The 13,175-nt window shown below is 42.2% G+C and carries 11 protein-coding genes; 5 read left to right on the top strand and 6 right to left on the bottom strand.

What is annotated here, in order from left to right:
* Nucleotides 1–6 precede the first annotated feature (6 nt).
* Nucleotides 7–708, top strand: coding sequence for a transcriptional regulator HtpK (gene htpK / locus MHB62_RS07225; RefSeq protein WP_015252224.1), 702 nt, complete (start codon nucleotides 7–9; stop codon nucleotides 706–708).
* 130 nt (nucleotides 709–838) lie between these two features.
* The gene (sspD, locus tag MHB62_RS07220; RefSeq protein ID WP_003218568.1) at nucleotides 839–1,033 is read left to right on the top strand and encodes an acid-soluble spore protein SspD; all 195 of its coding nucleotides are present in this window, start codon (nucleotides 839–841) and stop codon (nucleotides 1,031–1,033) included.
* A 10-nt stretch (nucleotides 1,034–1,043) separates the two neighbouring features.
* Here the strand turns inward: sspD and rsgI are convergent, their stop codons facing one another.
* The 4 genes from rsgI to MHB62_RS07200 form a co-directional block, all read right to left on the bottom strand.
* Nucleotides 1,044–2,189 carry an anti-sigma-I factor RsgI gene (gene rsgI / locus MHB62_RS07215; protein ID WP_032721413.1) on the bottom strand — a complete coding sequence of 382 codons (1,146 nt, stop codon included), beginning with the start codon at nucleotides 2,187–2,189 and terminating at the stop codon, nucleotides 1,044–1,046.
* Entirely contained in the window at nucleotides 2,186–2,941 is a 756-nt protein-coding gene (gene sigI, locus MHB62_RS07210; protein WP_003245855.1) for an RNA polymerase sigma factor SigI, read from the bottom strand. Before sigI ends, rsgI begins: the two co-directional genes overlap by 4 nt.
* Before the next feature lie 263 nt (nucleotides 2,942–3,204).
* Nucleotides 3,205–3,999 carry a TerC family protein gene (locus tag MHB62_RS07205; protein ID WP_032721929.1) on the bottom strand — a complete coding sequence of 265 codons (795 nt, stop codon included), beginning with the start codon at nucleotides 3,997–3,999 and terminating at the stop codon, nucleotides 3,205–3,207.
* A 256-nt stretch (nucleotides 4,000–4,255) separates the two neighbouring features.
* Nucleotides 4,256–4,921, bottom strand: coding sequence for a DedA family protein (locus tag MHB62_RS07200; protein WP_026113618.1), 666 nt, complete (start codon nucleotides 4,919–4,921; stop codon nucleotides 4,256–4,258).
* Between the two features lie 180 nt (nucleotides 4,922–5,101).
* Between MHB62_RS07200 and MHB62_RS07195 the strand changes: the two genes are divergently transcribed.
* From MHB62_RS07195 to MHB62_RS07185, 3 genes are read left to right on the top strand one after another with little or no spacing between them, the layout of a single operon-like run.
* On the top strand, nucleotides 5,102–7,504 hold the full coding sequence (locus MHB62_RS07195) for an EAL domain-containing protein (protein WP_015715775.1): 2,403 nt from the start codon (nucleotides 5,102–5,104) through the stop codon (nucleotides 7,502–7,504).
* Nucleotides 7,505–7,540: 36 nt separating this feature from the next.
* Nucleotides 7,541–8,476 (top strand): Ku protein, encoded by a 936-nt coding sequence (locus tag MHB62_RS07190; RefSeq protein ID WP_074794217.1) that lies wholly within the window; start codon nucleotides 7,541–7,543, stop codon nucleotides 8,474–8,476.
* Between the two features lie 3 nt (nucleotides 8,477–8,479).
* Nucleotides 8,480–10,315, top strand: coding sequence for a DNA ligase D (locus tag MHB62_RS07185; RefSeq protein WP_015715773.1), 1,836 nt, complete (start codon nucleotides 8,480–8,482; stop codon nucleotides 10,313–10,315).
* 25 nt (nucleotides 10,316–10,340) lie between these two features.
* Here MHB62_RS07185 and MHB62_RS07180 read toward each other — a convergent pair whose 3' ends face one another.
* Together MHB62_RS07180 and MHB62_RS07175 are read right to left on the bottom strand one after the other, a co-directional pair.
* The gene (locus MHB62_RS07180; protein WP_015252230.1) at nucleotides 10,341–11,354 is read right to left on the bottom strand and encodes a glycosyltransferase family 2 protein; all 1,014 of its coding nucleotides are present in this window, start codon (nucleotides 11,352–11,354) and stop codon (nucleotides 10,341–10,343) included.
* 12 nt (nucleotides 11,355–11,366) lie between these two features.
* Complete coding sequence (locus tag MHB62_RS07175) at nucleotides 11,367–13,061, bottom strand: DUF6044 family protein (RefSeq protein WP_015715772.1); 1,695 nt, start codon at nucleotides 13,059–13,061, stop codon at nucleotides 11,367–11,369.
* Nucleotides 13,062–13,175 lie beyond the last annotated feature (114 nt).

The following is a 13,175-nucleotide window of genomic DNA, read 5'->3' as shown; positions in this document are numbered from 1 at the left end:
TGAACAATGAACATTTTTAAACTCTCTCGAACCGATATGGTGCGGCTGCTCTATTCCCTAAAAGGACAAGGAGAACATAGCCCGCTCGACATTCTCGTCCAATCAGCGAACATGTCAGCAGAAAAAGCAGCCAATCATCTAGAAATTCCTGAATTTCTTACAAGATACGAACGAAAAAAACAGAAAAAAGAATACGGTCTTTCTACAAATGAAATCGTAGAGCTTGGCAACTTATGCGAGCTGACTTCGTTAAAGTCAACCGCAATTCAAAACTGGGTAAAGCGTGATATCAAAGATCTGATCGGACACCCTGAGCTGGGCAAAAAATACTCAGTTGAACAGGCAGTTATTCTTTTAATTGTACGTGATTTAAAATCCATTTATGACTTTGAACACATACGGGCTATTTTAAAAGTGGCCTTTAACACAATCTCAGACAGATCTGATGATGTCATCAGCCCGATTGCTTATTATGAAAGCTGCGCATATGTGCTTGATGCCATCCATCACCAAGATACTCCTTCTATGAAAGAATCAAATCTGCAGGAGATCGCCGAACAGGAGACAGAGCGTCTCCGTCACCGTTTTGAAGAACTGAATGACAGCCAATGGCTTAAAATCAGACAAATTATCGCCATTACAGTCCTCTCCATTTTGACGTTCCATATTCAGGCAACCGCACATAAAATGACAGCAGACATTCTATAGTCTGCGTCACCTCGGCTTAGAGGCCGGGGTTTTATTTTTCTCCACAACAATTGCCAGCATAAATAAACCCCGTATATTTCAAACTAAATACGCGTTAAGAATTTCTTTATCGAAAAAGGAGATGAAAAAGATGGCGAGCAGAAATAAACTCGTTGTTCCAGGGGTGGAGCAGGCACTAGACCAATTTAAACTCGAAGTGGCTCAAGAATTCGGTGTGAACCTTGGTTCTGATACAGTCGCACGCGCTAACGGCTCTGTAGGCGGAGAAATGACAAAGCGGCTGGTACAGCAAGCACAATCACAATTAAATGGCACAACTAAATAAATTCAGGTCTTTATTCGCCGGGGGCACTCGGCGAATCTTCATTTTTAGCTGAATGATTATCACTGCTGTAGCCGTTTGGATTACGTCGGTCTGAAGCGTTATCCCTTCTGGACGAAGAACGGTTCTTGCCTTGTTCACCATTGTTCCAGTCCCTGTGATATTGGCTTTGGCCCTTGTCAGCGCCGTTATTTTCATTTCCTTTATCTTGAGGATCTTGTATTGGGGTTTGCTCATGGTCCCCATCTTTTTCGGTATTTGTGTTTTCATCTGATTCCTTTATTTTTTTATCTTTGTCACTATCATCAATCTGGTCATCCGCTTTCTCTTCTTTCTGGTCTCCGGAATCCGCATCATTCAGCTGTTCATTATCTCCTTGCTTGCTGTCCTGGATGTCAGTTTGATCGGTGTTTTCATCCTCATTTTCATCACTCTTTTGATCCTCTTCCCCGGATGGTTTGCTGGAGTCATCTTTTAAATCTTTATTGTCATTCTTTTCATTTGATTTGATGTAGCTGCCTGTTGAGACGCCTTCTTTCTTCGCTTTTTCCCTCGTTTGCATATCTGACTCGAGAGATTCCATGCGGTATGTCGTTTTATATTTTTCAGTCACATCATTCAGCTGTTTTTTCACAGCCTTTTTATATGTATTGTCTTCTGTGTTTTCATAAACAGTGGAAATCAATATTTCTTTCGATTTCTTTACATACCCGTGTTCACTGCAGTCGGTTATAATATCGTCAATCACCTTTTTAAAATCAGTCTTCTCCCAATCATCTATATCATTCACGACTTTCTGTCCCTCATCGTTTAGAGGCGTCAGTTCAATCACTTCATAATCGCTGTTTAACGCCATTTCGACGCTTGGATTGATATCGATTGTCATATACGCATAGGCCTTATTATTAGAAAAAACGGGGAGAACTATAAAAATAAAGAGCATAATAGCAGTCATCGTAAAAATCCCCATTTTGAAAGGGCGCAGTTTAAAAAAATCAAAAAAGCTGGCCCTTCTGCCCATGCGTGTTTCACTCGGAAGCATGATTTCTTCTCCGATTTCATAGCTGTGTCGATCATTTTTGGCTTTTAAAAATTGTCCGTCAGGGGTCAGCAACGTGACGAATTTTTTATTTTTCTCTACTATAATCCCTCTTCTCATGAGTGCAGCACCCCTTTAAGATAATCTTTTAAATAAATATAATCACCCGTAATGATAATACACATCGCAATAATATATTTTCTGTTTCTCTCAATCGTTTTTCGGCTTACAGAGACAAGCTGTTCAAGCTGTTTGACCGGAAGTTGCTTCTTTGTATACAGGATAGCGGCCAATTCTTCATGTTCAACAAGCGTCATTGCCACCTTTATGGCGTTTTGCCTTGCATCCGTGTGCTTTGGAGAATTTTCAAGCAGTTCTTTAAACGATAAACCATAATCCTTGAGCTGCTTTTGAAAATAGAGGATTTCCTCCCGCCTCTGCTCCTGTTCAATCTGACGGCGGTATTCATCAATGGAAAGCTCGGCTTCAATCAGGCTTTGTGATGACTCCTGATCGTCTCCTTCCTGTAAATCGATATTTATATTTTGTGCGCTTCTGGCTTCTTTTCTAATGTAATCAATGACTTTTCTTTTTATAATAAGCTCAGCAAATGCGAGCAGAGAATTTCCTTTTTCAGGTGAATATTTTTCTATAGCTTCATTAAACGCGATCAGTCCAATACTGAACTCATCGTCTTTTTCATCTATATATCGTTTACAAACGGATGAAACCGTCTTTGCGATAAATGGCTTATATTGCTGTATTAATTCATTTTGCAGATCTTTATTGCCTTTTTGTATACTCTCAACAGCTTTTTCAAGTGTTTGCTTCTTTTTTCCCAATTTAAACAAAAGGCTAAGCACTGGTTTCACCTCAGTTCCTCCCTATAACTACTCATTAATGATAGCTAATTTGATAGGGATTCGCAAAGGAGAAAAAGAAATATTGATTTCCAATGTCTCAATTATGACAAACCATTCTGACGTCCTATACATGATTTCGTGCCTTTCTAAAGAATTAAGGGGGTTTTATGCGTGTTTTTTGTAACAAAGATGTTATAAAAATGTTATTTTATTTCGCTTATGAAAACGCTTCAAACAAAAAAAGACTCTGCTTTTAAGCAGAGTCTTTCAGATTACGCCCGTTCACGGGTGCTGTTTTTTTGTTCGTTTTGTGCGCCCTCCGGCTGTTTTTCCCCACCTGACATAAACCAGCCGCAAACCGCGATTGCTGCTAAGACACCCCAGAATATCAGCTTCCATGTTCCAGAATGAATAAAGTGCTCAGAAACAACCGCTATGTCGCGATGGGCAAGCGTATATAAAGCAAGCTTCACTCCGACCCAGCCGACAATCACAAAGGCTGCTGTTTCTAGGCTTGGACGTTCCTTTAATAACTTCACAAACATGGAAGCCGCAAACCGCATGATCACCAGTCCGATGATACCGCCGGCCAAAATGACGAGAAATTGTCCTCCGTCAAGTCCGCCGATCTTCGGGAGTGATGTCCCAGGAAGTGTAACCGCCAGCGCTACTGCTGCTAAGATGGAATCAACAGCAAACGCGATATCTGCCAGCTCAACTTTTAAAACAGTCGGCCAAAAACCGCTTTGCTTCGTCTCTTTATGTGTATCTTCTTTCTTAAATACATATCTTTTCAATAAGTGGCTTGCTGAGATATACAGCAAATAGATCGCGCCAATCGCTTGAACCTGCCATACGTTGACCAAAAATGAAATGGCGAATAAAGAGCCAAATCGCAGAACAAAAGCCCCTGCCAATCCATAAAATAACGCTTTTTTTCTTTTTTCCTCCGGCAAATGTTTTACCATTACCGCCATAACCAGCGCGTTATCGGCGGCTAAAATCCCTTCCAGCCCGATCAAGACGAGAAGAACCCAACCATACTCTAATAATAATGCTGCATCCATAAATGATACCCTCCCAAAAAAGTTGTTTTCTTTCTCTTCATCCGATCTTATGCCGGCCGGACCATGCAAAAAAGACCTTTGCCGACATAAGGCAAAGGTCTTGCTAGACATGAATTCAGGCATGCCAACAAAGCCGATGGATACAATCCATGAAATGACGACTTTGTTTCCGGAATACATTCCGGACGCTACTCCCCTTTGGGATTTCAAGAAATATGATTTTATACGTCAATGATATGCGCAGCGCAATGATTTGTCAACGTTTATTTTTCAAAAATACAGATAATTGTTCGGAGTGCGTGCGTTTCTTCCTCTTTTTCATCAGTAAGTAGAGCAGGAAAAGCGCCAAAATGGCTATTCCGATCGGAAGCATATATTGATCAAGAATAGAGCCGACTTCCTTCCAATTTTCACCGAGCTTCACACCGAGATAAACATATACAAATGTAATCGGAAGCATAGCAATGAATGTATAAAGCGAAAACACCCAAACATTCATTTTTGCAATTCCGCACGGTATGGAAATCAATGTCCTGATGCCAGGCAAGAAACGGCCGCTGAAGGCGACAAAGCCTCCATGTTTTTTGAAAAATTCATCTGACTTATCAAGCGCTTCAGGTTTAATAAAGAGATACTTCCCAAAACGTTCAAGAAACGGCCTTCCTCCGTACCGGCCTATCCAATACAGCGTAAGCGGACCGGCCACTCCCCCAAGCGATCCTGCCAAAACAACGCCGGCAAGTGTCATATCGCCTTTAGATACCCAATAGCCCGCAAGCGGCAAGACGACTTCGGCCGGGATAAACTCAATACTGAGCGCTAGAAATATTCCAAAATAAGATAAGCTTTTAAATGCTTCTATCCATGACATAACTAGCTCTTCGATAGCCACCAACTCCCTTGTTTCATGTTTATGTATCATACATTTTTGTTTTTTCGGAAAACGTCAAGATGATTTTAACACATTTTTCACGGTCAGTTGAACTAAAAATAGATCTCCCTCGTATTTCTATCGTTTTGAAGGCTGAAACTCTGCGGTTAAGCAGCCGATAATAAAGAGAGTCAACAAGACTGGAACACACGATACTGGGGGAATCTCCATTTGGAAATACACGTTACATATAATACGACGCTCATATGTTTATCTTTTCTTATCGCCTGTACCGCCTCGTATATTTCCCTTGAACTTTCAAGGAAAGTCACCATCAATAAAGGCTTAAAAAGTAAAATTTGGCTGATCGGCGGCTCACTTATTATGGGATTCGGTATTTGGTCAATGCATTTTGTAGGGATGATGGCGGTCCATATGGAAATGCCGATGGAATATGAATTCATGCCTTTACTGGCAGCCATTGGCGCATCTGTTTCGGGATCATTTGTGTCATTATATTTTGTCAGCCGGCACATTCTTACATATTACAGACTGCTTACCGGATCAGTTGTGCTTGGCGCATCTATTGCTTCTATGCACTATATCGGAATGTCTGCCATTTCCCGGGTAATGATTATTTACGAACCGATTTTATTTACAGTTTCAATTATCATTGCGATTGCAGCCTCTTTCGTCTCGTTAAAAATATTCTTTGACTTGGCCGTAAAAAAACATTCTGAGCATCTTATATTCTATAAAGTCGTCAGTTCAATTGTAATGGGCATTGGGATTTCGGGCATGCACTACACAGGGATGCTCGCGGCAACTTTCCATAAGGACATGGCTCCGCCCGGAAGCCATATGGAGGTGCAAACGTTTCATTGGTCAATTTTTGTTACTTTAATTATTTTTTGTATCCAAACGTTATTGTTATTCAGTTCCCATGCAGATCGAAAGTTTATTAAACAGAGCGAACGCATAAAGGATAACGAACAGCGATTTCAGTCTTTAATCGTCCACAATATTGATGCAATCTTTATTTTATCATTAGAAGGAAACATAATATCTTCCAATCACGCTGGTGAGGAAATGATCAGCAAATTTGGCTTCAGCATGCATGACTGGAGGAATTACACATCACTGAAGATTAAGCGCCTTTTTGAGCAAGTTAAAAAAGATAAACAAGCGATGAACAGTGATGGCGAACTTATCACTGAAAAAGGCCAGTTTCACTTAAATATTACGCTCATACCTGTTGAGGTCAATCAAGAACTGGACAGCATTTATGTCATTTGCAAAGACATGACGAAGCAGTACAAAGCAGAAAAAGAAATCCATAGAATGGCTCATTATGATTCGCTTACAGACTTACCTAACAGAAGACATGCCATCTCTCATCTAACAAAGGTACTGAATCGCGAGCATACCTTGCATTATAACACCGTTGTTTTCTTTCTCGACTTAAACCGGTTTAAAGTGATTAACGATGCATTAGGGCATAATGTCGGGGATCAACTGCTTCAGTTTGCGGCTAAACGTTTGTCATCTGTAGTCCCTGATAACGGATTTATCGCCCGTCTTGGCGGTGATGAATTTATTATTATATTAACAGACGCCAATACAGGAACAGGCGAAGCAGATGTTTTAGCAAGAAAAATTATCCAAATATTCAAAAAACCTTTCAAAATTCAAGATCACACCCTTGTCACATCTGTCAGTATCGGGATTGCGATATCTCCAAAAGACGGGACGGATGGCCTTGAATTGATGAAAAAGGCTGATATGGCGATGTATGCGGCTAAAGAACGAAACAAAAGCAAATACAGATACTATTCTTTTTCAATCGGCAACAAAGAAACCGTCAAGCTTAACCAAGAGATGGTACTCAGAGAAGCAATCGAAAACGATAGATTTGTCTTGCATTATCAGCCGCAATTCAGTGTAAAAAAACAAAAAATGACAGGAGCAGAAGCACTGATACGCCTTGTGACACCAGACGGGCAACTGCGTCCGCCCGGAGAATTCATCGGTGTCGCAGAAGAAACGGGACTTATTATTGATATCGGAAAGTGGATTATAGATGAAGCATGCAAGCAGGCAAGGATTTGGCACGACAAAGGCTATGATCTTTCTGTCGCCATTAATATTTCCGCCAGACAGTTCCAATCCGAAGATCTGATTCCCCTCATCAAGGATACGCTTAATAAATACCAGCTTCCTCCGCAGCTTCTTGAAGTGGAGGTGACGGAAAGCATGACAATGGACAATCTCGATCACTCCAAAAAGGTTTTGTCATCCCTTACAGAATTAGGAATCAGAATCAGTATTGACGATTTCGGTACTGGTCACAGCTCCCTTAGCTATTTGAAGGACTTCCCGATTCACAGGCTGAAGATTGACAAATCATTTATTGACGATATTCAGACCCATCCTAAATCAGAGCAAATTACCGGAGCTATTATTGCCATGGGGCATCAGCTGTCTTTGCAGGTGATTGCCGAAGGTGTGGAAAATGCAGCTCAAAAGCAGCTTCTATATGAAAAAGGCTGCGACCATTTGCAGGGCTTCTTTTTCAGCAGGCCAATACCTCCGGAACAATTCGAACAATTCATTATTGAACAGCCGTCGCAATAACAGCGCCGGCTTTTTTTCACCCATAAGTTACTACACATGAATCGTACTCCTTCTCTTCACACTAAAGAAAAAAAGGGGTTTATCGATATGCATACAATGTGGAAGGGATCGATCAGCTTCGGATTAGTAAACATCCCCATCAAGCTATATGCGGCCACAGAAGATAAAGATATTAAACTGCGCAGCCTCCATAAAGAGGATCACGCACCAATCAAATACGAGAAAGTTTGCACAAATTGCGAAAAAACTCTTAGTCCTGATGAAATTGTGAAGGGATATGAATATGTAAAAGGGAAATATGTAGTGCTGACGGACGAAGATTTAAAAAGCTTAAAACAGGAGCATGAGGAGAAAGCAGTTGAGATTGTTGACTTTGTTCAGCTTCAGGAAATTGATCCGATTTATTTTAACCGCTCCTACTTTGTCGGCCCCGGGGATAATGGGACAAAGGCCTATACCCTGCTGCGTGAGGCGCTGCGCTCAACCGGAAAGATCGGTATCGCCAATATGACAATCAGGTCAAAGCAGCAGCTGGCGATTCTCCGCGTTTATGAAAATTGTATCGTCATGGAGTCTATCCATTATCCGGATGAGGTCAGAAGCGCCGCTCATGTCCCAGGTGTACCTGATCAATCGAATGTAAACGATAAGGAACTGCAAACCGCTATCACTTTAATAGATGAACTGACTGCTGAGTTTGAGCCTAAGAAATATGAAGACACGTACCGACAGGCGCTGCTGCAAAGAGTCAACGACAAGCTAGAAAATAAAGAAACGGCCGTCACTCCTGATAAAGCGCCACCTCGTGAAGATGTCATTGACCTGGTAAGCGCTCTGCAAGCCAGCATTGACAGAACCAGAAGGCCGAACAGGGAGACACCGGCTGCCGCACCTGCACAAGCCGCTGAACCGAAAGGAGCCGGAGATAAAAAACAAAAAACAACTAGAAAAAAAGCCTCCGGCACGTCATAGCCCATGGCGTTTACCATGCAGCCGGTCTTAACTTCGTCACCGCCAATCGGAGCAGAATGGCGTTACGAAGTAAAATATGATGGGTACCGCTGTATTCTCCGCATCCATTCTTCAGGTGTGACCTTAACCAGCAGAAATGGTGTGGAGCTCAGCAGCACCTTCCCTGAAATCACACAATTCGCCAAAACTGCCTTTCAGCACATGGAAAAAGAGCTTCCGCTGACACTTGATGGTGAAATCGTATGTTTGGTGAATCCTTGTCGTGCAGATTTTGAACACCTTCAAGTGCGGGGGCGTTTGAAAAGGCCAGACAAGATTCAGGAATCGGCAAACGCGCGGCCGTGCTGCTTTCTCGCCTTTGATTTGTTAGAGCGAAGCGGAGAAGATGTAACGCTTCTTTCGTATTTGGACCGCAAAAAATCTCTGCGTGAACTCATATCCGCAGCAAAGCTTCCTGCATCTCCAGATCCTTACGCAAAAGAAACCATTCAATCCATTCCCTGTTATGATCATTTTGATCAACTCTGGGAGATGGTAATAAAATATGACGGAGAAGGAATTGTAGCGAAGAAAACAAACAGCAAATGGCTTGAAAAGAAGCGGTCGTCCGATTGGCTCAAATATAAAAACTTTAAACAAGCTTATGTTTGCATAACAGGGTTCAACCCTAACAACGGGTTTCTGACGGTATCTGTGTTAAAAAACGGAATAATGACACCGATTGCCTCTGTCTCGCACGGAATGCGCGATGAGGAAAAAAGCGCTATACGCAAGATTATGGAACAGCACGGACAGCAAACACCCTCAGGCGAATTTACGCTTGAACCTTCGATTTGTGCAGCTGTTCAATACTTAACAATTCTCCAAGGCACATTAAGAGAGGTATCGTTTATCGGTTTCGAATTCCAAATGGACTGGACCGAATGCACATATGCGCAAGTCATACGACACTCCAAACCGGTTCACCCAAAGCTCCAGTTCACAAGCCTGGATAAAATCATATTTGAAAAGAATAAAAAAACAAAAGAAGATTTTATTCAGTATATGATTGAAGTCAGTGACTATCTGCTCCCATTTCTGAAAAACCGGGCTGTCACCGTCATCCGCTATCCGCATGGATCTAGGAGCGAATCATTTTTCCAAAAAAACAAGCCGGACTATGCGCCGGATTTTGTTCAATCTTTCTATGATGGAAGCCATGAACATATTGTCTGTGAGGATATGTCTACATTGCTATGGCTTTGCAACCAGCTTGCTTTGGAGTTTCACGTTCCTTTTCAAACCATTAAAAGCAGGCGTCCGGCTGAGATTGTCATTGATTTAGACCCGCCTTCGCGAGATGACTTTCTTATGGCCGTGCAGGCCGCAAATGAACTGAAGCGGCTGTTGGATTCCTTTGGCATCACATCGTACCCGAAGCTGTCCGGCAACAAAGGCATCCAGCTTTATATTCCCTTGTCTCCCGAGGCATTTACGTATGAAGAAACACGCCACTTTACGCAGCTGATCGCAGAGTACTGCACCAATGCATTTCCCGAGCTATTTACCACTGAACGCTTGATTAAAAACAGACACGGCAAATTGTATCTTGATTATTTGCAGCATGCAGAAGGAAAAACGATTATCTGTCCCTATTCGACGAGAGGAAATGAGCTTGGGACTGTTGCAGCCCCGCTCTACTGGCATGAGGTGCAATCATCTTTAACACCCGCTCTGTTTACAATTGATACGGTCATCGATCGAATTAAGAAGCAGGGCTGCCCATTTTTTGATTTTTACCGCAACCCGCAAGACGAACCGCTTAGCGCTATATTGCATCAGTTGAAGAAAAAGAGCTGACTAATGAAGTCAGCTCTTTCCGTGTTTAACTGTACTTTTTTTCTAACCGCTCTTTTTCCTGGCGCTGAAGCGGGCTCAGCTGTTCATTATACAAATCAATATCAATCGCGTATTTCGGCCGTCTTTTCACTTCAGAAAAAATCGTTCCAATATACTCTCCGATAATTCCAATTCCCATCAATTGCAGCCCGCCCAAAAACCAAATGGATATGATAAGAGACGCCCAGCCTGCATTCGTATGGCCGAGCAGCTTTTGAATAAACGCGCCAATCCCTGCCACAGCGCTGAGGAAAAACAAAACAAACCCTAAAAGCGTAAAGAATCGAATTGGTGCGACACTGAATGAAGTAATCCCGTTAAAAGCGAAGGATAGCATCTTTTTCAGCGGATATTTCGTTTTGCCGGCAAAGCGTTCCTTGCGGTCATACAAAACTTCGGCCGATTTAAAGCCGATCATGGGGACAATACCTCTTAAAAACAGATTCGCTTCCGGATAACGCTCAAGCTCTTCGAGGGACCTTTTATTCATTAAACGAAAATCAGCATGATTATAAATTAATTTAATCCCAAGCTTATTCATGAGACGATAAAACCCTAACGCGGTCGTGCGCTTGAAAAAGGTATCGGTTTTTCTGCTCCGGCGTACACCGTAAACGATCTCGCAGCCCTCATGATATTTCAGCATAAAATCCCGGATCACAGAGATGTCGTCCTGAAGATCAGCATCGATCGAAATGACGCAGTCTGACCTATTCTTCGCTTTATGCAGTCCGGCTAAAAGCGCTTTTTGGTGGCCGACATTGCAGGCTAATTTTAAGCCGGTAACCTTCTTGTTTCTTATGCTCTCCATAGCAATTAAAGCCCAAGTGCGGTCTTTGCTGCCATCATCGACAAACAGAATTTTACTGTCTTCAGCAATTAATTTTTCTTCAATTAAATCATCTACAACCTCTGTCAGCTGACGGCTTGTTTCTTGAAACACTTCCTCTTCATTGAAACACGGGACGACGATGGTTAATACTGGCTGTGACTGTTTCAATCGATATCCTCCTTATCTTGTTTCATATAAATAAATGCGCCAGGCGGAATCTTTATGGTCAAACGTCTTTACGAGCGCGAGATGGTTTTGTTCAGCATTCATGATCGGAACTGAAGAAAAAATGTACCGTCCGCCCATTTTTTTAAATACATCTGTATTTAATTGAAGGTTGTTGATCGTTTTCTTCGAGTTCTTTTTGAAATCATATCGTTTACCGAGTTCATCGACAAAAAGGTAGCAGCGGCTGCCCCATTCATCAAAGTATTGTTTCAGCCGAGAATTTTTTTCCAGCTCTTTTTCGATGATTTTCCTAAATTCATATTTATATGAAAGCGGATACAGATTGTTATACGTATCTAACGTATAAAACCCGTTATATTGGGCGATAGACGGATGCAGTCCGATGCTCGCCACCCTGTACGAATCTTGCGGACGTCCGATATATTCCTTAATCTCTTTGAATTGCTCTGATGCATAAAACTCCCTGAATGTCGGCGCGTTGTAATGAACGCCATACGTATATTCTTCATTAAAAGGCGCCAACACCATCAGCTGTGCAGCGACTGCGGCGTACACAAGCCATTTCCATCCTTTCCCCATCCGCCAAATGAGATATAAAGCAAGCGCAAAGCTCACGTATATAACAAGCGGCCGAAGAAAATGAAAACGGGCAAAATTAAATTCTGCTAAAAAAGCAAATTTCTGCTTCGGAACAGCCCAAATTTTGTTGAACCAAAACGCATACCATAATGACAACCCGTAATTAAGCACACATAAAAACAGATAAACATTTTCTGGCTTTGTCCGATTTCGTTTGAACAGCAGAGCAGCAAATACGACCAGCAGGATCGGAAGGATGACAACGGTATGAACGGTCATCACATGATTATGGCCATAGACAAAGTTTTTTACGGAAAGCCGAAGAGAATGCCAAACGTCATGCCTAGATGAGATAAATTCGATACGATGCATCGGTGCGTGCTCAAACAGCATCGAATAGACAAGCCGATATTCAACGAAAAGATAAATACTCGTCATAAATGCAATACTGCCTAAGAACATCAAATTCCATCTTCTTTTTGTAATGGCATCATAAAGCCAAAAACACGCCATCCCTGCCAGGAAAAAGAAGAAGCCTAGAACAAAGCTTGAGTATAGAGGGAGCAAGCCCAGCGTCAGCCACTCTCTCCATGAGATATCCCCTTTTCGGATATTTAAAAAAGCCCACAGTGCCAAGGGGTACCCAAGCGTACTCAGCATTCCCGAAGGCCAGAACGGTGTTAAGGCAAATGCAAGCGATACGCCAATTCGGATGAAAGCCGCTTTTGGTTCCGGGATTATATGTTTCTTCAGCAGCACATACATTCCAAAAAAAGCGACAACTCTTGTAACCGTCTGGCTTATTGCATAGGCGGTCATGGAAGAAAAGAAAGCATGGAGCCAAACAATTCCGCTCCACTCGGTGCCAAAGGCATCCCGGGGCAGCCCGTTAATGATTTGCGGAATGGCGGCGTCAACCTTGCCGACGATTTCTCCGCTATCGGCCAGAACCTTGTACCAAGCGATGTTGGAATCTAAATTATCGTGGACCCGGATATGGGCATCTTCCTTTAAAATAAAAAGCGGGGATACATACAATAAAAGAAGAAATAATGCGATCCAGAGATAATATGTTTCTTTTTTTTGTTGTCTCATCAATCGTAACATTGCTTACACATCCATTTGTTATTCTGACTCCGTCGGCATGTTCTGCCTCATGTGTCAAAATTTATTATCCCTTTTCCCTTCCAAATCATTCATCATATGACAATCCGTTTTTCA

The organism is Bacillus sp. FSL K6-0255, assembly GCF_045040725.1.
Taxonomy (GTDB): Bacteria; Bacillota; Bacilli; order Bacillales; family Bacillaceae; genus Bacillus; species Bacillus subtilis.
Note: the sequence above shows the minus strand (reverse complement) of the source record. Positions and strands in the feature narration are given on the sequence as shown.